Raw genomic sequence first — 25,161 nt, 5'->3', positions numbered from 1 at the left:
ATCGGACTTCTTACGAATCCGTCAATCTTTGTTCCCATCAGGAAAGCAGGGCAACCAGATGCGCCGAGGCCTCTTCAAGGTGGCGGGTCAACACGGTTTTGGCCTGCCGGATCTTTCCCGCCCGGCAGGCCGCCAGAATCTCCCGGTGCTGCGCCTTGGAACGGGTGGAGGCCGCAAGGTGGTCCAGGTAGATGATCAGATAACGCAGCACATTGTTGTGCAGGGATTGGATGGTACCCAGGAGAAGCGGCATGCCGGCCGCCTGGTAGAGGGTAGCGTGGAACTGCCAGTTCAACTCGCCCCACTGGGCCTTGTCCGCACCCCGGTCGATATCGTCCAGCACGGCCCCGGCGCGGCTTAGCGCGTCCTCGGTGAGCCGGGGAATGGCCGTCTCCAGGGCCAGGGTCTCCAGGGCCACACGCATGGCGTAGATCTCCCCGACCTCGGCGGCCGACACCGCTGAGACCACGAATCCCCGGTTGGGCACAAAGGCCACCAACCCTTCGGCCTTGAGCTGCACCAGGGCCTCGCGCAAAGGGATTTTGCTGACCCCGAGTTCTTCGGCCAGTGTGTCCTGGCGCAAGGGGGCGTTGGCCGGGTAACGCCCCTGCAGAATCCGGGTACGCAGGGCGCCGACAATCCGGTCGGCGGTGCTGCCGGCCGCTTGGTGCAGAGAGATCGGTATCGCGTTCATTGTCTCTCCCCGAGATCACCGACCCAGCTGGCGTTCAGATGGTGATCCCGCATCCGATGGATCATCCGTTGCATGGCCTCCGGCGCGGGCGCGGCCTGACTGGAGTCGTATGGCAGATCCAGCCCGGCATACTTCCCCGCCCCCAGCGGATGGTAGGCAAGCAGTTCGATACCGGCCAGATGCTGCAAGCGCCGGCACAGACGAATGATGCCGTCGATATTGGATGCGTCGTCGGTCAGGCCGTGGACCAGGGGAATCCGCAAGGTCAGACGGCGGCCCATCGTGTCCAGGCGATTGATATTATCGATGATCAGCCGGTTGGAGACACCGGTCAAACGGCGATGCACGGCATCGTCGGTGTGCTTGAGATCGACGTGGATGGTGTCGATCTCGTCCAGGATCGCGTGGACATCGTCCAGATCGAAAAAACCGGAGGTTTCCACGGCCATGGGGATGCCGGCCACGGCGCACCCCTCTGTGATCTGCCCCAGCAAGCCCGGTTGGGCAAAGGGTTCGCCGCCGGAAAAGGTGACCCCGCCACCCGAACTGCGATAAAAGACCGCATCGCGCCGGAGGAGACGCAGGATGTCGGCCACCGGCAGATCCAGGCCGACGACTTCCCGGGCGGTCGAGGAACAGGCGGCCACGCACTGTCCGCAGCCCGTACATCGGCTGCGATCGAGCACCGCCCGCCCATCGACAATCTGACTGGCCCCCTGGGGGCAGGCCTCGACGCAGGCCCCGCAGCCGCTGCAACGCTGTCGGAAGAAGAGCAGCTGACTGTCAAAGGACCAGGATTCGGGATTGCTGCACCAGCGGCAGCGCAGCGGGCAGCCCTTGAAAAACAGGGTCGTGCGGATGCCCGGGCCGTCGTGCAAACTCCAGCGCTGAACGTTGAACAGCATGGAATCTCAGAAATTCTCATAGGCGGTGCGCTGGATGATGGCATCCTGCACCTCCCGCGAGAGGGTCACGAAACGGGCACTGTAACCGGCCACCCGCACCAGAAGGTGCTTGTATGCCTCCGGGGTCTGTTGGGCGGCCAAAAGGGTCTCGCGGTCGAAGACATTGAACTGTACGTGAAACGCGTCCAGCTCGAAGTAGCCGCGGATCAGGGCGGCCAGCTTGTTGAGATCCTGGCGCGTGCGGAGCGTTTCCGGCGAGAGCTTGATGTTGAGCAGGGTGCCGCCGGAGTGGCGGCCGTGGTTGATCTTGGCCGTGGAGCGCATGGCCGCCGTGGGGCTGGTGGTGTCCGTGCCCGCATGGGGCGAGCACCCCTCGGTAAGCGGATCGCCGCTGTGCCGGCCGCAAGGGGTGGCCCCCACGGCCTTGCCCGCCGGAATGTAGTTGGAAATGCCCATGAAGGCCGAGTTGAAACAGGCGCCGTAGATATCCCGGTAGCGGCTGATCTCGCGGTGGTAGAAATCGCTGATCTCGATGGCCAAATGATCCACCCGGTCGTCGTCATTGCCGAACTTGGGACAGGCCAGGGCCTTCTGGCGCAGGTCCTCGTATCCCGCCCAGTTCTTCTCCAGGGCCTCGGCCAGGGTGGCCATATCGGTGGTCTTTTCGTCGAATATCAAGGTCTTGATGGCCGCCAGGGCGTTGGCCGTGTCGGCAATGCCGATACCGGTCAATACCGGCCCCACCCGGTAGCGGGCCCCGCCCTGGACCAGGTCGCAGCCGCTCTCCATGCAGCCGTCGGTGAAAAGAGAGAAAAAGGGCCGCGGCGCCAGCTCGGCCTGGACCTGCTGGGCCACCAGGGTGGCCGTCACCCCATGGCGGATCATGTGGGCCAGCTGCCGGAAGTAGTTCTCCTTGACCGTAGCGAAGTCGATCAGCGTCTCCAGGCCGCCGGTGGCCAATCCCATGGGCTTTTCGTGAATGCGGCTGACCCCGTTGGTGAGCACGAATTCGACGCCGGCGGCCAGGTTGATATTGCAGGCCGACGTCCATTCGCTGATCTTGCGCGAATGGGGCACCACGCAGCCGCAGTTGCTCCAGTCCATGGCATCCTCGGGGGAAAGGCCCACGGCAGTGAGCATCTGGGCGCCCACCCGATCGTTGTGGATGGCGGGAAAGCCGGTACCTTCGCGCACCAGTTCGCAGACTTGGTAAAGCAGCTCGGGTGGGCAGTCCGGATGAATGCGCACACTCAGGCCCGGCTGGTGGGAGCGCACCTGATTGGTTGCCGCAAGGCACATGAAGGTCAGATCGTTGGTCCCGTCGGTGCCGTCGGTTTTCCTGCCGCCGACGGTCAGGTTCTGAAAGGCGTTGTAGCCGGCAAAGTAGCTGGCCGTGTTTTTGGAAACGAACCAGATCCACTCGGACAGTTTTACCCACAGGCAGTTGATCAGGGTCTGGGCCGCTTTTGGGGTAATCGCCCCGCTCTCCAGGTCGCGTTGGTAAAAGGGGAACATGAACTGATCGAAACGCCCGATGTTGAGGGCCACGGCATTTTCGAACAGGGCGTTGCCCAGCTGGACCAGCCAGAGCATCTGCACGGCCTGCCAGAAGTTCTCCGGTGGGTAACCGGGCACGCGGCGGCAGTTTTCGGCGATGCGCAGCAGTTCTGCCTGGCGCTCGGGGTCAACGGCCGTTTCGGCCAGCCGCCCGGCTTCCCTGGCATAGCGTTCACCGAGAGTGATGATCCCTTCGGCGCAGGTGATGGCCGCATGATAGAAGTCGGCCTTATCAATATCCCCGGCCGTCGTCAGGTCCAGGTCGGCCAGATGGCGGCGCGCATCGCTGATGATGCCGGCAAATCCCTTTTTGAACAGGATGTCCGCGTAATCCGGGGTCACCTCCCCCACGGCGCAACGCCATTTGGAGTCGTTGTCCACGATGCCCGTGTCAACGGCAATCACCGCCGTCTGTTCGGGCAGGCGCGCCAGAAACGCCTCTTCGATGGAGCGGCCCTTCCAGAAGGGCAGGATCGTCTCCATCAGCTCGCTGCGATCGGCCGCGTCGATGGTGTAGGGATCCTGGCCCCGTTTATCGATGGTGGGCAGTTCATCCCGGATCCACTGCCAGGAAATTTCGGGGCTCACGCCGGCCGAGCGGCGGTGGGCGCCCGACGCCCCCACAATCAGCTCGTCGTCGTAGATCCGGACCGGTATCCGCTGACAGATTTTCTTGAACGCCCGGGCTTTCTTGATGATCGCCGGGGCGCCGTCGTTTTCGGCAAAGGATTCGGTCACGGCGCGGGCACGCACGATGCAGACGAAAGGATCGGCGTCATTGTATTGCCCGACGATGCGGGCCGTGCGCTCATCCCGCTCGGTGTAACCGTCGGTCGGCTTGAATTCCACAACTGTGGCCATGGGGGTCCTCCTGGCGTTTGATGATCGGCTGCCACGCAGCCGCCGACAATCCGCGGCCGCGCCAAAATCGTATACGATTTATAGATGTCTATTAAAATCGTATACGATCTCTGTCAAGCCTTTTGTGGCTGTCATCCAGGGTGACCGCTTTTAATTAGTGTCCATCCAGAAATAAGCAGATTGGTCATTTCTGGATGGACACTAAATATGTTCAGGATGGATCCGGGTTCTCTATCTCCGCTTCCTTATCAAAATCGCTTACTGCAAGATCCGTCATCGGTGTATAGTACTTCCGGAAGGTATTTTTGATGCGCTCAATGGGAAGGTCGGCAAACTCCCCCCGATAGCGAATATACTCCATGTGAGCATTCCCCAGGAGGTCGAAAGGCTTAAACAGCGAGTCGTTGACCCCATCAAACACAAGGGGTTTGAACAGAGGAAACCCCATCCGCATGTTCACGGGCAAAAGCGCTGACGCGTGGGTAGTGACCGTCGATAACAGGGGTGAATTTTAACAATTCGGAAATGTCTTTGTCCATTCCAGGTCCACTCAACAGCGTTCACCTCCCTCAGTTCGTGTTTGATGCGGACAGGTTCCGGTTCGACCGCAGTCAATTGACTCATCTGTCCGGATTTTTTAACCCCCCTTCCAATAAACGGCTCACGATATCCCGGGCAGCCGAATAGGGATCGGTTTGAAGGGTTTCAACGGCTGTCAGCGCGTTCAGAAATGCTTGACTGGACCGGATGTTACACCAGAAACAGTCGGCTGCCAACTCCTTGATCAGCTGTTCCAGGTACCGGGTGGTCTGATGGCGGGTCCTTTCCGAAAGCCGCGGATCGCCCTTGATACGCTGCTGAAAGGATACAATCGCGCACCGGAGGTCATCGACGCCTCTATTTTGGGTAGCACTGGTCAGGACAATTTCCGGTTGACGGGTGGTGTCCGATGCAAGCTTGAACTTGAGCATGGATTCCAGATCATGCTTGACGTCCTCGGCGCCGGGGAGGTCGGCTTTGTTGACGACGTACAAATCCGCCAGTTCCAGCGTGCCGGCCTTAATCGCCTGCATGCCGTCGCCCATCCCCGGAATACAGACCACCATGGTCATGTGCGCAAGTAGTGAGATGTCCGCCCCGATCTGCCCGAGGCCGGCCGTTTCGATCAGGATGACGTCATGCTTCATGGCGTCCAGCACAATTGTCGCCCCCTTGGCAGCCCTGCTGATGCCACCCAAGGCGCCGCGTGTGGCGAGGGAACGAATGAACACCCCCGAATCCGAACTATGTCGGTTCATGCGGATACGATCACCCAAAATAGCGCCACCGGTCAGGGGGCTCGTCGGGTCGAACACCAGCACGGCCACTTTTTTACCGTCTGCTCTGAATTCGGCAATCAGCCGGTCAAAGAGCGTGGATTTACCGGCCCCGGGCGGTCCGGTGATGCCGATAATGAACGCATTGCCGCCATGGGGATACAGCTTTTTTAGTGCACCATAGCTGTTTGGATCGCCATCCTCGATCAGTTTGATCAAACGGCCGGCCGCCAGATGACTGCCATCGAGAATGTCCTGATAAAAATTCATCAGCCTCATGCAATACGTTGATCGATCAAAACCATCTCTATTGCACCCAAGGGACAAATACTGGCGCAGGTCTCACAACCCATACATTGGTCTTTGTCTACATATGCCTTCCCCTGCTCAAAACGAATCGCACGATAGTCGAGCCCACAGTGCGCCGGTTTTGCACAAAGGCCGCAGCCGTTACACTTTTCCGAATCGATGACGGCAACGGCATCGCTGACACTGACTTCAGAGGGGGTCAGGGCGATTTTCCCTACCAGGATGCCTTTAAAATCATCGACAGTGGAGTATGCTTCATGCTCCATAAAGGATCGTATTCCCGCAACCATATCCTTTATGATACCGAACCCGTGGATCATAAATGCCGTACAAACCGCCGTTGCCGTTGCGCCGCACATGATCGCTTCAACAATATGTTTCCAGTTCATGATGCCGCCGCATCCGAGGATGGGCGTTCGCACCTGCTTGGCGCTGCGGATCAGATACGCCTGAGATATCGCCCGCAAGGGGTTCCCTGTAAGGCATAAGGCCAGGTTCCGGTCTGCGCTGACAAAACCGCCTTTCGCTTTGTCCGGATGGTATATGTCGATAATACCCGGCAGCAAACCCACGCCGGCATTGCCCACATCGATGATGTCCACGCCGGCCTGTTCCATGGCGGTTAACAGCGCGGGCACATTCAGGTTCTCGTAGGCGACTTTGCCCATGACCGGAACATCCACGACTGCTTTGACGCTTTTTATGGTGTCATACACGAAACGGGGATAATTGGCGGCACGATCATCTACAAAAAACTCACCTGTCCGTCCCTCGCGTTCCGTCTCACCAAAATGAACAGGAAGATTACCGCTGGTGTCCAGTTCAATAAAATCCGCCCCGCTCTCGCAGAGCAATTTGGCGGCATGCGTAACCGATTCCAGTTCCTTTTCACTGGGCGTCATGGCAAAGATATTGGCCCCAATGGGAATCCGGCACGCTTTTTTGGCCTCGGAGATAAGATGACGGGCCTGATCCAGGGATTGCCTGCGGAAGCCAGCCAGGCCGGTAAAAGCGCCGTTTTTGATATTCACGCGAAAGCGGGGTTTGCGCTTAAGTCCGGCCGCATCCGTCCCCGGGATGCATCCCTTGGTAATGAACGCTGCCGCGCCGTAATACTCCGCTTCCCGAATCTGGTCAACCCGATTGCCGATATCGCTGGCGGCAACGACAATTGGATTTTCCAACCGAATCCCGGCAAAATTGGTGTAAAGATCCACTATTGGGCATTTCCTTCCTTCTCTATCGGCTGCTCTTTGCCTTTATTGGCTTCAACGAGAATTGGTTTTTGTACTTTGCCCAACACGGTTCTTGGGAACTCCTCGCAAAAAACGTATTTTTTAGGCCACTTGTACCGTGCCAGCTTTCCGTCGCACAATGTCAGAAGCTCTTTGGGATCCAGCTTTTTTCCGGACTTTGGAATAATAAAAGCCACTCCCGTTTCGCCCCATAAAGAATCCGCCATGCCGGCCACGGCCACATCCTCGAGTTTCGGATGTTTGCGCAATACTTTTTCCACTTCGGCCGGATAGACATTTTCACCGCCGGAAATATACATATCCTTGGCCCGGTCCATAAGATAGAAATAACCATCCTCATCTTTTTTTGCCAGGTCGCCGGTATGGTGCCAGCCATGCCTCATGGTCTCTTCGGTCTTTGCCGGGTCATGCCAGTATTCCTTCATCGTAATGGGCCCCTTCACGACGACTTCACCGACACTGTCCACCGGGACACGCTTTCCCTGCTTATCGATAAGGTCTATCTCTGCATGAAAAACCGGTTTGCCGAGCGTTCCGGTTTTTTTCATGAAATCCTCTTCCGATGCCCACAACATGATGGATGTCTCAGTCTGTCCCATGACTTGCCGAAGCGGGAAACCCGCTTTACCACATTCAATCAGCAGATCAACCGTGACTTTTTCTCCTCCAATGGCAGACACCCTGAGAGAGGAAATGTCCCTGCGCTCCGCCGGAGGAACACGAAGCAAAGCCCTATAGATGGTGGGCACACCCAGAAATTTCGTCACCCGATAGCGTGCGATATCTTCGTAAGTTCGCTTTGGATCGAACTTCGGATGAATCACAAGGGTGGCGCCCTTGTATAGGGTGGGGGCCGTTTGGATGAGAAGTGCACCTGAATGAAAGAGCGGGGTTACGACCAACATAATGTCATCGTAATCCATTTTATAGAAGATATCCGCGTTCAGGCAGTTAAAAAACGTTTTGCGATGGGGCAGAACGGCCCCTTTGGGTTGCCCGGTGGTTCCGGAGGTATACATGATCACATGCGCTTCTCCGGGATCGGCCGGGCCAGTGGACGGCGTGAGATGCGGTGTTTTGCCTTCAAAGGCGGCAACCGCTTCATGGTAGTCTGTAAATCCGTTATCCTCACCCGCAGGATATTGATTTGCATGATGGATCGACAGGGTTAATAGTGGAAGTTCTTCACTTAGATTAAGCGCCCGCACTGGATCCATATATTTTTCACTGAAGACAAAAAGGCGCGGAGACGAATTTTTTAGTGTGTAATCCAATTCCGGTTGGGTAAGGCGGAAGTTGACGGGAACCAAAATCGCGCCCAGCCGGGAGCATGCCAGAAAAATCTCAAGAAACTCGGGGCCGTTCGTCATCATCGCCGCAACCCGGTCTCCTTTTTCGATACCCAATTGTTGAAACCAGCAACTGGCCATTTCCACGCGCCTGTGCAGGTCTTGATAGGTAATGGTCCGATCCTCAAAAATAACGGCTGGTTTATCCGGATGGATGTTACTCCAGCGTTGAACCCACCACGCTATATTCATCGAATTGTGCATTGATAATTTTTTACCTTTCTCTATCTATCGTTCAACTGATTACATGAGGCTTGGCAAGTGCAACGCCAACGCAGGAAAAATCATGATAAGAAACATGGTCACCGCGTCACAAAGCAGAAATGGCAATCCGGCCTTGTATATATCCTGCATGCGCGTGTCCTCCGGCGCAACGCCTTTCATTACAAACAGAACCAGCCCGAAGGGCGGCGTTGTGGTCGCCATTTCCATATTGATCAACATGATGGTGCCGAACCATAACGGGTCATATCCCAGTGCCTTGACGATGGGCATATAGATGGGCAAGGTTACCATCATGATTGTCAAGGGCTCCATGAACATCCCTAAAAACAGCAACATGACCTGCATAATCATCACGATCATGATCGGCGGAAGATCCAGGCCTCCCGCCAGGCTCACGAGACTTGAACTCGCCCCGGTAAACGCCAGTATCTGGGAAAAGGCAATCGCCCCGGTCATAATCATGAACATCATGACCGTTATACGCGATGTTGCCAGGATGGCCTTCTGAGCGATTTTAATCACTTTCCGGTTGAATCCCTGGTAGATAAACATCAGCACAAAACATCCCAAAGCGCCCAGGGCTGCGGATTCGGTCGGCGTGGCAACCCCGATGAACATGAGCCCGATAACGAGAAAAATAATCATTCCAAGCGGCAGGATGTACTTCAAGGTTAAGATAAGCTTTTCTTGGAGGGAAACTTTCTCCACCTCATAGGCAGGCATCAGGTGCGGTTGCAAATACCCCCTTAGAATGATGTAGCCCGCCTTGATCGTGGCCATGATAATTCCCGGAATGATGATGGCCATCAGCATTCCCCCCACCGAGATTCGGCTCAAGGATGCAAGCAGCACCCCCAGGGCACTGGGTGGGATCATGATGGCCAGTCCACCGCAACTCAGGATCGGTCCGATGCTCATCGTATTGCTGTACCCCCGTTTCCTCATCTCGGGCAAAAGCACCGATCCCAGCATGGCGCAACCGGCCATTGCAGAACCCGACAGCGTAGCAAAAAGGGTTCCGCCCCCCACTGCAATAAGGCTCAGGCGCCCCGGTATTTTTCCAAGCCATTTATCCAGTGTATCCATCATATTGGGTGCAATCCCCGCCCTGAACATGACTTCCCCCATCAGGATAAACAACGGCACCGGCAAAAGGGAAAAGGTGGATACCGAGCGGTAAATACTCAACACCAGCTGATTGATCCCATCCACACCTCCCCATAACAGATAGACCCCTATGATGTTGATACACATAAAGGAATACGCCACAGGAACACCAATGAAAAACAGGACCATCAGCCCACCGAAAATCAGGCATAGAATCATCCACCATTCCATGGCGCGCCCCCTTTACTATTTTTTAATCTTCGAGCCATTTTGAGTTCTTTCTTAAACCGATCCAGATTGATGGCCGTCTGGCGAATAAACTGGCCCAGCAGAAGAAAACTCCCCAAGGGAATGACCAAGATTATCAGACAGACTGGAATCTCCATTGCCGTAGGCGTATATATTCCACGATGACAATAATCCAGGGTGATCGATGTTCCGAAGACCGTCAATACGCTGGAGATAAAAACACCTATGAGCGAATTGATTATTTTTAGAAAACTTGCCGTTGCTCGATCCAATCGCGAAATCAGAATTTCCACGTACACGTGCCCATCTTCACGCTGCAGCCAAGCCGTGCCCAGGAAAGTAATATAAAGAAGCATCACCTCAATCACTTCGGTCACCCATATCTGGGGGGTATCGAAGAAGGTTCTGAAAAGCACGTCCGCACAGACCGAAAGCATGATAAAAATCAACAGACACCCGACCACGAAAATCATCCCATCCAGCACTTTATCGAAGATGGCACCAATTCGTTTCATAAAGTCATCCTTAACCATTTATCTTCTGCTGTTACCATGTCATCCTGAATACTTGCCGGATGAAAAACAAGGGAGCCAAAGGCAGGAAATTTTCCCCGGAAGCCAAGGCCCCCTCCGAACGAAACAATCATCCATTAGTTCCCGGTAAGTTTCTTGAGTGTCGGGACCAAGTCCGGTACCTTTTTCTCCAAATCTTCCCACTCGGCACCGTAAGCTGCATCTAAGAATTTTTTCTCGTCTTCGGGAGAAAAATGGATCCTCTTTATTCCGAGTTGTTCGTACGTTTCGAACTCTTCGGCTATCTTTTTCTGAAAATAGTCGCGCATCTCAGGTTCAAATTTTATGGTGATGTCCATGATCTTGTCTTGAACCGACTTCTCCAGTTTATTCCAGACATCCAGATTCATGAGAAAAAGGGTATTTTGCCGGGTGTAAAAGGGAATGTCGATCATATATTTACATTTTTCAAGCCATCCCCATTCCCTCGGTCCGAGGACCGCCCAGCCAAAACCATCCACAAGTCCCCTCTCAAGTGCCGTGAAGACCTCCCCAAACTGGACCGTCACCGGAACGATACCTATCTTTTTCATGAAACGATCGTAAAGCGCGGACGTCCTCATCTTGATTCCCTGAAGGTCGTCAAGGGAGTCGATCTCGTGATCGATTCGCAGATAAAAAGGATCGTAAAGCCACGTCCCGATATACATCATTCCGATCTTCTTATGCCGCTCAACCATAAAGTCATAGAACCCTCCGGGCTTCCGTTCTTCTTCCATGGTCAACTTCGATAACGGAAAAGCATTTCCTTCGGGCATCAGGGGCGCGTAATAGGACGTGGGACTGAAGATGAGGTCAACCACCTTATTGCGCAAGGCTTCGGCCTGATCAAAGCCTCCGATAACTTCGGGTCCACCGGTCCAGTTAATCTTGATCTGGTCCCCGCACTGATCGTTCACCCGTTTCACCCAGACGTGCACCATTTGTACCATCGGGTGATCCTTGGGCAGAAAACTCACCGCTTTCAGGGTCTTGGTTTTTGCCCATACCGGCCCTTGAAGAAAAATGCAGGACAGGATCAGTGCCGCAAACAGTGTGATGACAAATCGCTTCATATTTTCCTCCTTAATTGAATAGAATATGTGAAATCCGCCGTGTCCGAATCCTCTCATATAGAACACACCCATCAGATCCGCTTTTTCACTTCTTACGTTTTTGAATTTATTCTTAATGTATTGGTAGCATGAGCATCGACGTGCATATCGTCCGTGAAACAAACCTTGTAATCCTTCTCTGCCGACGCCTTGCTCACTTTACCGTTGATCACATCCAGTCGAACCGCTTCCGCATCCCGTTCCGCGGGCGGGCCATAGCCTCCGCTGCCCGGGAGTTGGATGCTAAGGACGTCTTCCGACCTTATGGTGTCTACCCCTTTGGAGCGGCAGGCGGTCTCTTGATCCGTTCCGGGATTGAGAATCAAACGCCCCATGGCGCCTTCCATCCCGCCAAAAAGTCCCTGGGGCTTGAATTTCTGGCGGTCCGAGTAACGGGCCCAGGTGGCATCCGTATGAAAGCGGATGTCTCTTCGAAGCGACAGCCCCCCCCTGAACTTACCGGGGCCTCCGGAATCCGGAATAAACTCGTAACGCTCGATGGTGACCGGGTTTTCCAATTCAGCGGCCTCCACCGGTGTATTCATGAACCGGCCCAGGTGGAGGTCCTGTCCGTCCGGTCCGTCTTTGGTGGGACGGGCCCCGGCGCCGCCCCCCTGGATCTCGATGTATTGGAAGCGATTGCCTGTCATGGGATTTATCCCGGAAAAGCTGTTCGTACAGGCCTGGCCATGGCTACCGGCAACGACCCGATCGGGAACCACCTCGCTCATGGCCCGCAGCATGGCCTCGGTAATCTTGGTCATGGTCTGGCTCCGGGCGGTAACCCCTGCGGGGGGCAGGGGATTTGTGATCAATCCCTTTTGGCTGGTGACCTGGATCGGGTTGAAGGTCCCCGAATTCAGTGGGATATCGGGATCGATGATGCCAACCATGGTGTAGAAAATCCCCCCTTGCGAACAGGCCCATGGGCAGTTCACATTTCCCTTGGTCTGGTGGCTGCTTCCATCGAAATCCACATTCATTTGGTCGCCTTTGATGTGGACATTCACCTGAACCTTGACCGGTTCATCCACCTGCCCATCGTCATCCAGATAGTCCACCCCCGTGTAAGTCCCATCCGGAAGATCGGCCAAAAATCGTCGAACAATACCCTCACTGTATTCGGTCAGCATACGGGTGCAGTCATGAAACACGTCCACTCCGTATTTTCGAACCAGTTCCTTGACCCGCTTGACCCCCACAACGGTGGTGGCGGCCTGGGCCCTGAAGTCCTCTATTGTTTTTTCCGGAATGCGTATATTGGCCGAGATAAAATTGAAGATCTGATCATCCTCTTTGCCGGCCCTGTAGAGTTTGACAAAAGGAATGCGCAGGCCTTCCTGGTAGATTTCGGTGAGACCGCCGGCGACGCCACCCGGTACGGCGCCTCCCATATCCAGCTGGTGGGCGATGTTGGCCACAAAACCGACCCTCTCGCCATCAACAATGACCGGGGAAAAAAACTGCACGTCAAGAAGATGCTGCCCCCCAAGATAGGGGTCGTTGGAGATGATCACATCACCCTCCTCGATCCGGTCGAGGCGTTCGATCATCTGGGCTGCCGAGGTGGGGAGGCTGAACATCATCAACGGGCAAAGATGGGCCTGGGCCAGGATACCGCCGTCTGCATCCAACACGCCGCAGTTGATGTCCATGATTTCCTTGACAATGGTCGTACGCCCCATGCGCATCAGGTTGTAACCCATATCGTCGGCAACCGCCTCCAGCCCGTAGCGTATGACCTGCATGGTAATAGGATCTGATTTAAAAGGCATTCTATTCTCCAAAGGTAATGTTAAACTATCCTCGATTTTCCTGCTCTATGATAAGGTTCCGGTAACCATCGATGCTGCCTGTGAATCCATGCGGAACAAGGGCCGTGGAAATGGTCTCCTCGATGATGCAAGGACCGCGGACAGCGGCACCTGCAGGCAGCAACTCCCGTTCATACACCGGGACCTCCTCCCACCCCTTGCCCTCGAAGTAGACCGGTCGCATGACCTTTTTGCTATCTTCAACAGACAACCCTTGTTTGGATTCATGCGTCAGGGAAAGCGGGGGGTTCTTGCCTTTCATCCTCACACGGAGATTGATGAATTCCACCACCGCTTCAGGCTCGGAATAGGAGTAGACCTGTTGATGAAGCGCATGAAAATCATTAACGATCTTTGAAATATCCTGTTCTGTCAGGTTTTCGGAAGTTGAGATGGGCGTATTCAGTTCCCACGACTGCCCCTCATATCTCAAATCCGCGGACCAGGTGATTTCAATACGGTCTTCCGTCACGTTCTCTTCTTTAAGCTGTTTTTTCCCCTCGGCCTCCATATCCTTGAACTGATCCAGCAGATTTTTAGGATCGATATTCCGGCGCTTCGAGGCATAGGTGCGCACATAGTCATGCTGGATATCGGCCACCACCATGCCCACGGCCGAAAAATTCCCGCTCATGGCGGGGACAATGACCCGGGCCATACTTAAATCCCTGGCAATTTCCGCTGCATGCAGGGCGGCCGCCCCGCCCATGGTAATCAAGGCGAACTCCCTGAGGTCATACCCCCTTTCAACGGAGTTGCCGCTGATGCCCTTGGCCATGTTGGCGTTGACAATACGAATGATTCCCGCTGCGGCCTCTTCCACACTCAGGTTCATGGGTCGGGCCACATACGCCTCAATGGCAGCCCTTGCCTTTTCAGGATAAAGGGGAAGTTTGCCGCCCAGGAAATACTTTGGGTTCAGCCGGCCCAGTACAAGGTTGGCATCGGATACGGTCGGCAGTGTTCCGCCCCAGCCATAACCGGCCGGGCCCGGGTCCGATCCCGCACTCTTGGGGCCGACATTGAGGACACCCCCCTCATCCACCCAGGCAATACTCCCCCCTCCCGCGCCGATGGTCTTGAGGTCCACCATGGGAAGCTTGATGGGATAGTTCGTAACACCGCCCCATGTGGTGGTTTTGGGGAGGTTGTGGTCGATGATCGAAATATCAAACGTCGTCCCTCCCATGTCCGCGCCGACCGCCATCTCGTTTCCGGTCAAGCGGCTCACGAACGCCGCTGCGATCGCACCGCCGGCAGGACCCGAGTTGATAAGATGGGAGGAATGATCCTTGGCCGCCTCGGCGGTCATGGTGCCACCGTTGCTCTGCATGATATGCAGCGTCAGTTCTCCGAACTCACTGGAAAGCCGTTTGGTAAGATTGTTCATGTAATCCCGGATAACCGGCCCGAGATATCCGTTCATCACGGTGGTACAGGTTCTTTCGTATTCACGAAATTCCGGACAGATCTCTGAAGACAGGGATACCGGAATGCCGTCCAGGATCTCCCTGCTGATCTCGGCAATCTTTTTTTCATGGGCGGGGTTCAGGAAAGAGAAGAGCAGGGATACCACCAGGGCATCCACCTGTTGCTCCCGAAAATAAGCACACACCGCCCTGACGTCTTCTTCTACGAGTGGCACCGTAACGTTCCCCTGGCTGTCGATCCGTTCCGTGACCCCCTTTCGTAAAAACCGGGGAATCAGAGGCGGGGGATTGTCCGCGCCAAAATCAAAGGCCGCCTCCTTGGGCCTTGCGACACGTCTGATTTCCAATACGTCTTCAAACCCTTTGGTCGTGATAAGGCCCACACGGGCACCGCCTCCCTCCACAATGGCATTGGTACCAATGGTGGTACCGTGAATGATGTAATCCACATCACCAATGGGAACGTTGGCCATTTTCAGGATGTCTCTCAGGCCGGTGAGAACACCTTCCGCCAAATCAAAATGGGTCGTCGGGGTTTTTGTATACTGAAAAATACCTGTTCGATTGTCGACTAATACGACGTCCGTAAATGTTCCACCTACATCAATACCGATCCTCATCGTCTTTACCCTTCCACGTCCTAACCGAATGAATAAATTCTTGTATGCAGTCCATCACATGGTTCTCAAGCAATGCAATCGCCCTTCACCAGGAGCAGCCATGATCTTTCCGTCTAATTTTCCCTAAAAAGCCTGCCATAACCCTCCAGGGAATCCATGATGCCCAGGGAACGCAGGCTGTGCCACATGGTTACCTGGTTGCTGGTGATAACGGGCTTGCCGGTTTCCTGTTCCAGCTGATCGATGATTTCGATCGCCCGGAAATTGGTACAGCTTATGAATATGGCCTCATTTATGGACCCGTTGACCGCTTTGGCGAGTTTGTAGGCTTCTTCCGGCTGCAGCCTTCCGATCATATCGTTTTCTAATGCTTCCGGTTCAAGATGGTCATGGTAGCCAACAATGTCCGTAACCTCGTACCCCATGATTTGCATTATTTTTTTTTCAATTTCATTGGTCTGGCGCGTATAAGGGGTGGCCATGGCCACACGCTTCACGTTGAGGCTGGAAAGGGCTGCTTTTACCGCTGTCGTCGTTGTAACGGATACTGTGGATGAGGCCTCATGGATCATCCTGGCGAGGTCCCCGTCGTACCCCGCGCCGCCGATCATGCTCCCGACAGTGCAGCAAAATGCGATCAGTTGACAGATACCTTCGGATGAAAGCTCCTTTGCGGACCGATGGACGTGGTTCTTCATATCCTTGAGCCCTTCGATGGTGGGTGTAAAAAGGATCCGTGACGCATAGACCGCCACGTTGTCCGGTGCCAGCCTTGCCATTTCAGGTTCACAAACCGTGTTGCTGGAAGGGACAATCAGTCCGATTCGCGCTCTTGATCCATACATAAGCCAAAGCCCCCTTTCATCCCAGGAAATCGATTACACATTGTGAAAAGACTTCAGGCATCTGCTCCGGCATCGGCACCATGCCCCCTTTTACTTCTACGGAAACGCTTCCCCGGATCGCTTTGGAAAGCGGTTCCATACGGGGATAGGACGCCGGGTCCTCGGTCCCGGTCATAATCAGCGTGGGCGCCGTTATCAATCGGGTTTTTTCCTCCATCTTGTATCTGTTCACCGCATTGTGTCCTTCCTCAATCCGATCCAGCACCGTTAAGGCATCCAACACAAAACTCGCTATCAGATCGGGGCGGTCTTGCGGATAAAACGCCCTCCGCTTATTCCAGAGTTCAATGAGATGGGAGCCGTCGGGCGAGAAGGCAACGTCGTCAATCGGCGGTCGGGTTTTTCGTATTTCCCGATCCTCCTCATCCGTATATGGGCAGGAAGACAGAATCAGCTTGTTGACCCGTTGCGGCCAAGTGGCTGCCAGTTCCACCGCGATGGCCCCGCCGGTGTGGTGCCCCACCAGGGAGGTCCGTTTGATTTCCATGGCATCCAGAAAATCGATCACCCCTGCGGCATAATGTTCGATGCTGGCCTTTTCCGAAGTTCGATAAGAATCTCCAAAACCAACCGTGTCCATGGCGATGGCCCGGTATCGCTGCCCCAAAATAGGCAGTACTTCACGGTACTCGGTCCATGACCGCGGAGTCTGATGAAGTAAAAGGACAGGTTCGCCTTGCCCCGCTTCGGCGTAATGAATCTGCCCCTTGGGTGTGTTTACAAATCCGCGAAGAATCATTTGTTGCGCCATCATTGCTCCCATTTTCATGAATAGGATTTCTTGGGTTAATTTCGATATGCCTATCGTTGCCCGGCCTCGATTTGAAATACGCGTGTTCTATTAAAGGATATTCATTCTATATTCATTGGCTAAATTCATGAATTAAAACCCTCATTACAATATCGTCACTTCATGAAGTAGCAAGCTCCATGCCGCGTCACAGAACTTTATTACCTACTGTTATTATACTTCTTTTTAAATTTCCTTTTCCCACAAAGGATAATTGCTGATATGTCGGCAGTCTTCTGTCCGTATTTGTACAACACGACCTATCTTATTTAAATTATTATACATATCTATATGACAGCTCGGCAAAGAGCCATGCCAAGGTTTTCAATGAATTGAAAAAGATGATTTCGGCAGGATTTAGACCCGGTGATTTCAATGGGAATTATGAAGGCAGGCGGTTCTCTATGGAAAAGTTTCTAAAGTGTAGCTTAAACGGATCTCTGTAATTATATTGCTCCTGCCCGGTTTAAAGCTCTCCGGGCAGGAACTAGCGGTGTCAGCTGTATTTTTCCTTGACGAAAACCAACGACTCATCAATGGCAGTCAAAGCCAAATCAAGATCCGCCTGCGTGTGTCGATAGGAAATATAGGCATGATGGTGGGGGGTGAAAAAGAAACCTTTTCGAATCAACTGCGTATAAAAATCGTTGCGCTTATTTTTGTACGCCCCGGCGTCATCCTTTTCAAAGGTAATGTAAAACATGGGGGCGACACCGGTCAGTTCGGCGCCCACCTGATGCTTATCCATCAGGGCCTGAATGGCCGCCATGAATTTCTCACCCTTTTCCCAGATATCTTCCAGCACATGGTCGCGCTCTAGAATTTCTATGGTCTTGAGTGCGGCGACAAATGCTTCGCTGTTCGGGAAAAAGGTTGAGGAAATGAACAGCTTGTGCGCCGCCGCCATCATGACCTCTTGTTTTCCGGTCACCACCGAAATCGGGTATCCATTGGCGATCGCCTTGCCCAAGACACTTAAGTCCGGTGTCACCCCGTAGCGCTTTTGCGCCCCCCCCATGGACAACCGGAACCCCGTGCGAATCTCGTCGTAAACCAGTACGGCACCGTACCGGTCCGCCAGGTCGCGGACACCCTCAAGAAATCCTGGAGCGGGCGTCTGCATTTTCTGGTGATTGGGATGGCCGAAAGGCGTCATGATGATCGCCGCCGTATCCTGGCCGTGGACGGCCATCAACGCTTCAAGTTGATCCAATCGGTTGTATTGGAACTCAAATACATCTTCATAGAATTTAGCGGGGATTCCTCCTTTCATTTCTACACACCAATCATGCCAGCCATGATATCCGCAGCGCATCACCTTGAGCTTGTTGGTATGCGCCCGGGCAATACGAATCGCGGCGGTCGTGGCGTCCGATCCGGTCTTCAGAAAAATGCTCATCTCCGAAGACGGCACGAGTTCCTTGAGCTTTTTGGCCAGAAGATTCTGATATTTCTGGCTGAGCGTAAAACAGAAGCCCTTATCCCGGATTTGCGCATAGACGGCATCGTCGATTTCCGGTTCCCGGTATCCCAAAATAATCGGGCCGTAGCCGCATAAAAAATCGATATACTCATTGCCGTCCACATCCATCAACCGGCAACCGTTTCCGCTTTCCAAAAAAATCGGGTATTCGCCATCAATAAAGTCAGTAGGCTTTCTGGCCCCGAGCACACCGCCCGGAATGAGCGTAAGGGCTTCTTCGAACAAGGCCTGACTGTTACTGATATTTAATTTCTCAGCCAATTTCATAAAAGGGGGTCTCCATTAACTATTAAGTTCAAACATGGACGCGATGTGTTCGGTCTGATGAATGCGGGCGCCTCGGCTTAAAAAAGCACCTAAAAATTTGTCGGGATCGATGCAGCCTTCCGGCGCCACCACACCTTTGGCCGTCACATCGCCGGCAGCCATCATCAACGCGGCGATGGAAGCCGGAATGCCGGTGCCCGGCGCCATCCTGCCGACCATATCGGCCGTATAGGTCACCTTTTTCCCGCCCCGATCGCCTTTAACGATGACTTTCAGCCCCGAGGACTGGGGACCGTTATCTCTTCCTTCGGGAATTTTTTCCCAGAGTTTCAGTGCAAGGTCGTAGGGTGTGATTTGGGTGCCCTTCACATCAATCGGCTCGGTCCCCAAAAAACCGGTTTCTTTCTGTTCTTTAATCATTTCATCCACCCAGGAGGGGATCAACGCGCCTTTGATAATGACATTTTTAACGCCCTTGATATATTTTGGAAGGGTTAAGGGCTGCGGGTGCCCCACATAGCGAAGATGGCAAGTGCCCAGAGGCTCCAGAAACTGCTCTTCGACCACACCGGCTCCGCCTTCGACGTGCACCAGTTTTCCATCGATATACTGCGGAATTTTACCGAGCGTCATATGCAGGCTGTGATCCCAGGCCGCGCCCTGGAGTTCCGCTACGCTGACCACCCAGTAAAGGTAGATGGCTTCTACCGTGTCGAGCCTGTCCGCATACCATTTCACAAGTATATTGTTGGTTCCCGGATCGCTTCCCATTCCGGTCAGCACGGTAATACCGGCGTCTTTGGCCATCTGATCGATTTCTGAGTCGAACAGAATCTGTGTGCCTTCATAATCATCGCAGATATCGATGTAATTGACGCGTGCCTCAACGGCGGCCGTGGCCACCGGAACGGCCGTTTTATAAAAGGGCCCGGCCGCATTGACGACCACATCTACGTCCTTGAAGGCGTTGACCATACCCTCGTGATCATTGACATCCATCTTGATCATCGATGTCTTCTCATTTTCTCTTAACTTGGCGGAAAGCCGTGCAGGATCCGGATGCAAGCTTGTCAAGACGATGTGAGTGACCGGTTTCTGTTTGACCAGATCCCTTGCAACACCCTGCCCCATATTGCCGACCCCACCGAGAATTAATACTCGCATTCTTTTCCTCCTTATTTACTATAGTATTCAAGATAATGCTTTTGGGCCGCGTTATCGGTCGTCGCGGTAATCATTATACAGATTCCTCCCTCTGGCCTTGCCAAAAACATTATCTTAAACACTATATCCTTTCAAAAGCGCATCTGAAAACAACGACAACTTTTTCTCTTTTATGCATTCCGCCATTTCCGTTACATACTCGGGCCGCTTGCCGTCTTTCCATTTTGGATATCCCCCTTCCCAGACATAGTTGATCAGTGCCTGGAAAACCCTTTTGGTAAAGGCATAGTCGCCGATGTGTACCCTTTCTTCGACCGGTTCCACATGAACCGGCAGGACTGTCAAGCGACCATAGTCCTGGAGAATTGCTTTTACCTCAGCCTGTGTTTTCCAACCTTCGGTTTTTTGCTTGAAATCCATCTTTCGTCTTGGAAACGGATATTTCTGATACAATGCGCCAAAGAAGCCCGAACGGTGGATGCCATGCATGGCACCCATTAGATCTCCCATTTCCGGTCCCTTCTCGATCTGCCAGACATTCCAGCGGTCGCTGAAGCCTTTTTCTGATAGGTTCTCGGTGAGCGCGATGATATTTCTGCAAAACTCATCGGCAAAAATAAAGTTGTTTTCGAGCAGCAAGAGGTCACTTTCGATGTTAAAAAAACCGAAGGCGATCACCCCATGGGTAATGGATTCAAACTGAAGAGGCATAATCCCTTTTTTCTTTTTGTATGTTAACAGGTACGCTTACGTGTTCACGTCAAATTCTCCGTCCAGAAGCTCGGTCAACACACCGTTCAGTTCGCGCGGGTGGTGGACGAACGCGTATCGGTTTCCGCAAAGCTCACGCGGACGGCTGTCGATGAGCGACACGGATTTGGCCTTAAGTTCGTCCATTGCCTTGTCAAGGTCATCCACCTTGTAGGAGATGAGAAAAAAGCCTTCGCCTTTTTCTTCGATAAAGGTCGCCACTTCGCTGTCAGGGGCGGTGGCTTCCATGAATTCCACACCCACCTCACCGATGCAGTACCGCGCGACCCTGACCTTTTCCGACGGTGCCTCGTATTCATAGTCCGGAACAATACCAAAATCGTCCTCGTAAACTTTCTTGGTCTGAGCAAGGCTTTTTACCGCAAAACAGAGATGGTCGATCTTTTCAAACTTCATGGCTTATTTTTCTCCTTAGTGCCCGTCCAGGGGTTCCAGATAGGCTTCGACCCGGATGGTGTCGCCATCCTTGATCTTTTTCTTCAATCCTTCCGAAAACGAAAAGTGGCTCTCTCCATTCAGGTAGAGGTGGTGCAGGTCGTCTCCCATCTCCCCCTGATCGATGAACTTCAAGGGTGGGTGCATATCGGTCAGCTTTTGCAAAACATCCTGCAACCCCTGTTCACGCCCCTCCAGTTCCAGCTGCAGGGGCGGCTCAAACGAATTTCGGATTCGAAGATTTGAATCGACGGTTATTTTCACCTGTCATCCTCCCGTCCGCGGCCCTTGGCCATCATCGTTACTTGGTGGCCGCCTGCTCGACGGCCGTGACGATTTTTTTGTATCCGGTACACCGGCAGACATTGGAAGAGAGCGCCTTGATGATCTCTTCCTTGGTGGGCGCAGCGTTTCTGTCCAGAAGCGTTTTGGCCGTCATGATCATCCCGGAGGTGCAAAAGCCGCACTGAACGGCACCTTCTTCCATAAATGATTCCTGAAGCGGATGAAGCTTTTTTTCTTCTCCCAACCCCTCAATGGTGTTTATCTCGGCGCCATCCATTTCTGCGGTCAGCGCAATGCATGACCGCAGCGGCATGCCGTTCACCTCCACGGTGCAGGCACCGCAGGCACCCATGCCGCAGGACTCTTTGGCCCCGGTAAGATCGAGCCGTTCGCGAAGGGTTTCAAGGAGCGTCTCGTTGGGTTTCACCTGGAGTGTGGTGGTCTCATTATTTATTTTCAAGGTAACGGTCACCGTTTCCATTATTCTTCCTCCTTCAGCGCTCGATTGACTGCTTTTCGAAACAATACCCCCGCCATTCTCTTCCGGTATTCAGGGGAAAGCGTGGTATTTCTCACCGCCTTTGCGTCGGCATAGGTACCGCGGGACGCATCGACGATACGATCTGCATCCAAGCCCGTCAGGTCATAGACCAGGGGCGCCGGCCCGATGCCGCCCACACAGATCCGGGCATGGTCTCCTTTTACACAGGCCGCCACCGCCACCAGGGGATAGTCGATGGATTTTCGGACCCGCAATTTTTCATATGCGCCTTTGGACTTGTCCATGGGAATGCGGATGTGGGTGAGAATCTCTCCGGGTTCGAGAGCAAAGGGCTTGCCGCCCTTGCCGCTGAAGATTTTTTCCAGCGGTATGGATCGTTCGCCCTTAGGCCCCTCGATTCTCACCGTCGCCGACAGTGAAATCAATGACAACGCGTTATCGCTGCAATAGTTGGACAGACAGACCCGGGCGCCGGGCACCACATTGCATGTCTTGCCGCCCATCTTCAGACAAAAGCCTCGGGCAACCCGCCAGTCATTGGATTTGTTGTACTCAATGCAGCGGGTATCCTGGAGAAGATTGCCGCCGATGGTCCCCCGCATCTGAAGGGTTTCACAGGCCGTGGCTTCCAGCGACTGGTAAAGGACCGGGAAATAGTCCTGTATGGTTTGATTCTGTTTGAGGGCAAAGAGCGTGACATTGGCTCCGATGGTCACCCATCCGTCCTGAGCGGTGACGGCGCTGAGATCAATGATGCCCTTGAGGTCGATGACCGCCGCCGGTGTCGACAACCGATACTTGAGCAGGGGCATCAGATCGGTACCACCGGCCAGATAACTCACCTTCCCGTTGAATTCATTGTAAAGGCCGATGGCATCGGCAACCGTCTCGGCTTTCCTATACTCAAAATCAGGCAGGATCATCTTTTTTCCTCCTTCCCGTTTTCTACCAGTTCCAAAACCTTGTCCGGCGTCAGGGGAAATTCCTTGAAAAGCGTGCCCGTGGCCTGCGTTACCGCACAGGCAATGGCACTGTAGGCGTTCATACGGATGGCAATACCGCCTTCCTTGGCTCCGAACGGCCCCGCCGGATCAATGGATTCCACGATGATGGCATCGATTTCCGGCATGTCACAGGCCAGCGGGATTTTATAGTCCAAGAGATCCGGATTCAGCAGGTGGCCGCCGTCCCACAGGTTGCCCTCGGTGATGGCCGCCATTCCCGCCTGTTGGACGGAGCCTTCCATTTGCCCTTCGACGGCCATGGGATTGATGGCCCGCCCGCAATCGTGGGCGGCCGTGAAATGGGGAACCGTGACTTCTCCGGTTTCCGGATCGATGGAGACCTCGGCCACGGATGTGGCATAGGAGAAGGTTCCCGCCATCTGGCCCCAAGGTCTTGATATCCACTCCCGTTTCAGATCGATATTGGGGAAAAACGTGCCTGTGGCAGCGATCGGTGTCGCCCTGGCAAAAGCCTCGCGCACGACCCATCGGAGGGGCATCTTCTTTTCGGGGTTGTCCAAGGAATAGACGAGCCGATCCTTTAGCGCGATGTCCGTCTCGGGGACCCCCAGCTTTTCAGCTGCAATCGTGGCAATCTGCTGGCGGGCGTTCTCGCAGGCCACCTTCACCGCGTTGGTGCTCACAAAGGCCGCCGCTTGGGAATAGGCGCCCGGATCGAGGTTGGTGACTTCCGTGTCGGCGTTCACGAGGTTGATGTCCTCCATGGGCACACCGAGGATCTCGGAGGCGGCCTGGATCACCATGGATTCGTTTCCCTGCCCGTTGTCCACCACGCCGGTCACGAGCGTCACATAGCCGTCATCATTGATCTTGAGATAACAGGTCGACAGGGAACGAAAACCCATGGGAAAGCCGCACATGATGGCGATGCACCCCATCCCGATGCCTTTGGGACTCTGTGTCCGGTCCCATCGTTTCTTGAAGTCCGTTTTCTCCGAGGTGATGTTGATGGTCTCTTTCAGGCCACAGCTGGTGATTTTGGATTTCGTGGCGGTCATTTCACCGGCCGTGAGGCCGTTCTTGAGGCGTATCTCCACGGGATCCATGCCGAGTTCTTTGGCCATCAGATCCATCTGGGCCTCATTACCGCCCATGAAGGCTCTTCCATGGCAACCGTACATTCCCCGGATGCCTTTATTGGTGATGATCCGGTAGCCGTTGTAGCGGACATTGGGCAAACGGTAGCATTCCTCGTACACATAATAGGGAATCGAGGTGGCGATGGGGCCTGTGGAGCTGTAGGCGCCACCGTCATAGATCACCCGATAGTCCTTGGCGACGATGGTGCCGTCCTTTGCCATTCCCGTTTTGATGGTTGCGATCATGTCGTGGATCTGTCTCGTGCTGGTGGCGTTCTCCTCGCGGGAAAGAACGAGCTTGACCGGTTTGCCGCTCTTTATGGCCAAAAGCGATGCCACGAGATCTCCAGGGGCCACCTCCGATCGGCCGCCAAAGGCACCGCCGGAGTTGATGTGACGTACGCGCACCTTGTTCAGGGGCATCTTGAGCAGGTTGGCGATCGCTTTGGCGCGGACGTGGGGCCCGGCATTGGGCATCCACAGGTCAAGGTAGCCATTCTTGTAAGATGCGACGACCGCGTACGGCTCCATCATGGCGTAGGCTTCGCCGGCGGATTTGAACGTGTCTTCCCGGACGAGGAAGGCACGCTCCATGGCCTTGTCGACTTCTCCCTCCTCGATATTCACGTGGATGTTGATGTTGTTCTTGTACTGGTCATGGATCAGCGGCGCGCCGTCCTGCATGGCCTCGATGGGATCGTAAACGGCCGGCAGGAGTTCATAGTCCACTTTGATGCGGGAGAGTGCCTCGATGGCCGTTTGCTCATCAACGGCAGCGACCGCGGCCACGTCCTCGCCGATATAGCGGACCTTGTCCGTGGGAAGCATGTCATGGTCCTGGGTGTAGCGGAAGACCCCCCATTTGATTCCATAGCCGTCAAAACCGCTGATGGCGGCTTTCACCCCCGGCATCTTCAATGCTTCGCTGACGTCGATACTGTTGATCCTGGCGTGGGCATGCGGGCTGCGCAGCACTTTCGCCACCAGCATGTTGGGCATCTTCAAGTCGGCGGTGTAATCTGCCGTACCCGTGACCTTGGCCAAAGAATCGCTTCGGATAACTCTTTTTCCGATAATATTCTGGTTGGTCGCCACAG

22 protein-coding genes are annotated in these 25,161 nt (G+C 54.3%); all 22 read right to left on the bottom strand.

The window, feature by feature from the left end; translation table 11 throughout:
- Window positions 1–37: 37 nt before the first annotated feature.
- The gene (locus tag GN112_RS25110; protein WP_155312694.1) at window positions 38–694 is read right to left on the bottom strand and encodes a GntR family transcriptional regulator; all 657 of its coding nucleotides are present in this window, start codon (window positions 692–694) and stop codon (window positions 38–40) included.
- Entirely contained in the window at window positions 691–1,599 is a 909-nt protein-coding gene (locus tag GN112_RS25105) for a glycyl-radical enzyme activating protein (protein ID WP_155312693.1), read from the bottom strand. Before GN112_RS25105 ends, GN112_RS25110 begins: the two co-directional genes overlap by 4 nt.
- Window positions 1,600–1,605: 6 nt before the next feature.
- Window positions 1,606–4,017 (bottom strand): glycyl radical protein, encoded by a 2,412-nt coding sequence (locus GN112_RS25100; protein ID WP_155312692.1) that lies wholly within the window; start codon window positions 4,015–4,017, stop codon window positions 1,606–1,608.
- 211 nt (window positions 4,018–4,228) lie between these two features.
- Window positions 4,229–4,465: a hypothetical protein gene (locus GN112_RS25095; RefSeq protein WP_155312691.1), complete on the bottom strand. Its 237-nt coding sequence runs from the start codon at window positions 4,463–4,465 to the stop codon at window positions 4,229–4,231.
- Window positions 4,466–4,637: 172 nt separating this feature from the next.
- Window positions 4,638–5,603: a methylmalonyl Co-A mutase-associated GTPase MeaB gene (gene meaB / locus GN112_RS25090; RefSeq protein WP_162459117.1), complete on the bottom strand. Its 966-nt coding sequence runs from the start codon at window positions 5,601–5,603 to the stop codon at window positions 4,638–4,640.
- A gap of 5 nt (window positions 5,604–5,608) precedes the next feature.
- Window positions 5,609–6,859, bottom strand: a complete 1,251-nt coding sequence (locus GN112_RS25085; protein WP_155312689.1) for a 4Fe-4S binding protein — start codon at window positions 6,857–6,859, stop codon at window positions 5,609–5,611.
- Complete coding sequence (locus GN112_RS25080; RefSeq protein WP_197743396.1) at window positions 6,859–8,451, bottom strand: class I adenylate-forming enzyme family protein; 1,593 nt, start codon at window positions 8,449–8,451, stop codon at window positions 6,859–6,861. Before GN112_RS25080 ends, GN112_RS25085 begins: the two co-directional genes overlap by 1 nt.
- A 39-nt stretch (window positions 8,452–8,490) precedes the next feature.
- The gene (locus GN112_RS25075; protein ID WP_155312688.1) at window positions 8,491–9,810 is read right to left on the bottom strand and encodes a TRAP transporter large permease; all 1,320 of its coding nucleotides are present in this window, start codon (window positions 9,808–9,810) and stop codon (window positions 8,491–8,493) included.
- Window positions 9,795–10,361 (bottom strand): TRAP transporter small permease, encoded by a 567-nt coding sequence (locus tag GN112_RS25070; RefSeq protein ID WP_155312687.1) that lies wholly within the window; start codon window positions 10,359–10,361, stop codon window positions 9,795–9,797. Before GN112_RS25070 ends, GN112_RS25075 begins: the two co-directional genes overlap by 16 nt.
- Before the next feature lie 116 nt (window positions 10,362–10,477).
- The gene (dctP, locus tag GN112_RS25065; protein ID WP_162459116.1) at window positions 10,478–11,455 is read right to left on the bottom strand and encodes a TRAP transporter substrate-binding protein DctP; all 978 of its coding nucleotides are present in this window, start codon (window positions 11,453–11,455) and stop codon (window positions 10,478–10,480) included.
- 92 nt (window positions 11,456–11,547) lie between these two features.
- Entirely contained in the window at window positions 11,548–13,269 is a 1,722-nt protein-coding gene (locus tag GN112_RS25060) for a hydantoinase B/oxoprolinase family protein (RefSeq protein ID WP_155312685.1), read from the bottom strand.
- Between the two features lie 25 nt (window positions 13,270–13,294).
- Window positions 13,295–15,358 carry a hydantoinase/oxoprolinase family protein gene (locus tag GN112_RS25055; RefSeq protein WP_155312684.1) on the bottom strand — a complete coding sequence of 688 codons (2,064 nt, stop codon included), beginning with the start codon at window positions 15,356–15,358 and terminating at the stop codon, window positions 13,295–13,297.
- Between the two features lie 113 nt (window positions 15,359–15,471).
- Window positions 15,472–16,203 carry a maleate cis-trans isomerase family protein gene (locus GN112_RS25050; protein WP_155312683.1) on the bottom strand — a complete coding sequence of 244 codons (732 nt, stop codon included), beginning with the start codon at window positions 16,201–16,203 and terminating at the stop codon, window positions 15,472–15,474.
- A gap of 16 nt (window positions 16,204–16,219) precedes the next feature.
- The gene (locus GN112_RS25045; RefSeq protein ID WP_197743395.1) at window positions 16,220–17,032 is read right to left on the bottom strand and encodes an alpha/beta fold hydrolase; all 813 of its coding nucleotides are present in this window, start codon (window positions 17,030–17,032) and stop codon (window positions 16,220–16,222) included.
- 517 nt (window positions 17,033–17,549) lie between these two features.
- Window positions 17,550–18,803: an aspartate aminotransferase family protein gene (locus GN112_RS25040; protein WP_174247674.1), complete on the bottom strand. Its 1,254-nt coding sequence runs from the start codon at window positions 18,801–18,803 to the stop codon at window positions 17,550–17,552.
- 15 nt (window positions 18,804–18,818) lie between these two features.
- Window positions 18,819–19,967 carry a saccharopine dehydrogenase family protein gene (locus tag GN112_RS25035; RefSeq protein WP_155312682.1) on the bottom strand — a complete coding sequence of 383 codons (1,149 nt, stop codon included), beginning with the start codon at window positions 19,965–19,967 and terminating at the stop codon, window positions 18,819–18,821.
- A gap of 114 nt (window positions 19,968–20,081) precedes the next feature.
- Complete coding sequence (locus GN112_RS25030; protein ID WP_155312681.1) at window positions 20,082–20,606, bottom strand: hypothetical protein; 525 nt, start codon at window positions 20,604–20,606, stop codon at window positions 20,082–20,084.
- Between the two features lie 108 nt (window positions 20,607–20,714).
- On the bottom strand, window positions 20,715–21,134 hold the full coding sequence (locus GN112_RS25025) for a VOC family protein (protein ID WP_155312680.1): 420 nt from the start codon (window positions 21,132–21,134) through the stop codon (window positions 20,715–20,717).
- 15 nt (window positions 21,135–21,149) lie between these two features.
- Window positions 21,150–21,437, bottom strand: coding sequence for a ubiquitin family protein (locus tag GN112_RS25020; RefSeq protein WP_155312679.1), 288 nt, complete (start codon window positions 21,435–21,437; stop codon window positions 21,150–21,152).
- Between the two features lie 37 nt (window positions 21,438–21,474).
- Window positions 21,475–21,939, bottom strand: coding sequence for a (2Fe-2S)-binding protein (locus tag GN112_RS25015; RefSeq protein WP_155312678.1), 465 nt, complete (start codon window positions 21,937–21,939; stop codon window positions 21,475–21,477).
- Window positions 21,939–22,883, bottom strand: coding sequence for an FAD binding domain-containing protein (locus GN112_RS25010; protein ID WP_155312677.1), 945 nt, complete (start codon window positions 22,881–22,883; stop codon window positions 21,939–21,941). Before GN112_RS25010 ends, GN112_RS25015 begins: the two co-directional genes overlap by 1 nt.
- Window positions 22,880–25,159 (bottom strand): xanthine dehydrogenase family protein molybdopterin-binding subunit, encoded by a 2,280-nt coding sequence (locus GN112_RS25005; protein WP_197743394.1) that lies wholly within the window; start codon window positions 25,157–25,159, stop codon window positions 22,880–22,882. The genes GN112_RS25010 and GN112_RS25005 overlap by 4 nt, the downstream gene beginning before the upstream one ends.
- Between the last annotated feature and the right edge of the window lie 2 nt (window positions 25,160–25,161).

The sequence above is a fragment of the Desulfosarcina ovata subsp. ovata genome (assembly GCF_009689005.1).
Taxonomy (GTDB): domain Bacteria; phylum Desulfobacterota; class Desulfobacteria; order Desulfobacterales; family Desulfosarcinaceae; genus Desulfosarcina; species Desulfosarcina ovata.
The sequence above is the reverse complement of the archived record's forward strand: the minus strand, read 5'-3'. Positions and strand labels throughout refer to the sequence as shown.

Coding starts and splice junctions, on each gene's coding strand:
- GN112_RS25110 (WP_155312694.1), bottom strand. CDS start 694: ATGAACGCGATACCGATCTCTCTGCACCAAGCGGCCGGCAGCACCGCC.
- GN112_RS25105 (WP_155312693.1), bottom strand. CDS start 1,599: ATGCTGTTCAACGTTCAGCGCTGGAGTTTGCACGACGGCCCGGGCATC.
- GN112_RS25100 (WP_155312692.1), bottom strand. CDS start 4,017: ATGGCCACAGTTGTGGAATTCAAGCCGACCGACGGTTACACCGAGCGG.
- GN112_RS25095 (WP_155312691.1), bottom strand. CDS start 4,465: ATGGGGTTTCCTCTGTTCAAACCCCTTGTGTTTGATGGGGTCAACGAC.
- meaB (WP_162459117.1), bottom strand. CDS start 5,603: ATGAATTTTTATCAGGACATTCTCGATGGCAGTCATCTGGCGGCCGGC.
- GN112_RS25080 (WP_197743396.1), bottom strand. CDS start 8,451: ATGCACAATTCGATGAATATAGCGTGGTGGGTTCAACGCTGGAGTAAC.
- GN112_RS25075 (WP_155312688.1), bottom strand. CDS start 9,810: ATGGAATGGTGGATGATTCTATGCCTGATTTTCGGTGGGCTGATGGTC.
- GN112_RS25070 (WP_155312687.1), bottom strand. CDS start 10,361: ATGGTTAAGGATGACTTTATGAAACGAATTGGTGCCATCTTCGATAAA.
- dctP (WP_162459116.1), bottom strand. CDS start 11,455: ATGAAGCGATTTGTCATCACACTGTTTGCGGCACTGATCCTGTCCTGC.
- GN112_RS25060 (WP_155312685.1), bottom strand. CDS start 13,269: ATGCCTTTTAAATCAGATCCTATTACCATGCAGGTCATACGCTACGGG.
- GN112_RS25055 (WP_155312684.1), bottom strand. CDS start 15,358: ATGAGGATCGGTATTGATGTAGGTGGAACATTTACGGACGTCGTATTA.
- GN112_RS25050 (WP_155312683.1), bottom strand. CDS start 16,203: ATGTATGGATCAAGAGCGCGAATCGGACTGATTGTCCCTTCCAGCAAC.
- GN112_RS25045 (WP_197743395.1), bottom strand. CDS start 17,032: ATGAAAATGGGAGCAATGATGGCGCAACAAATGATTCTTCGCGGATTT.
- GN112_RS25040 (WP_174247674.1), bottom strand. CDS start 18,803: ATGAAATTGGCTGAGAAATTAAATATCAGTAACAGTCAGGCCTTGTTC.
- GN112_RS25035 (WP_155312682.1), bottom strand. CDS start 19,967: ATGCGAGTATTAATTCTCGGTGGGGTCGGCAATATGGGGCAGGGTGTT.
- GN112_RS25025 (WP_155312680.1), bottom strand. CDS start 21,134: ATGAAGTTTGAAAAGATCGACCATCTCTGTTTTGCGGTAAAAAGCCTT.
- GN112_RS25015 (WP_155312678.1), bottom strand. CDS start 21,939: ATGGAAACGGTGACCGTTACCTTGAAAATAAATAATGAGACCACCACA.
- GN112_RS25010 (WP_155312677.1), bottom strand. CDS start 22,883: ATGATCCTGCCTGATTTTGAGTATAGGAAAGCCGAGACGGTTGCCGAT.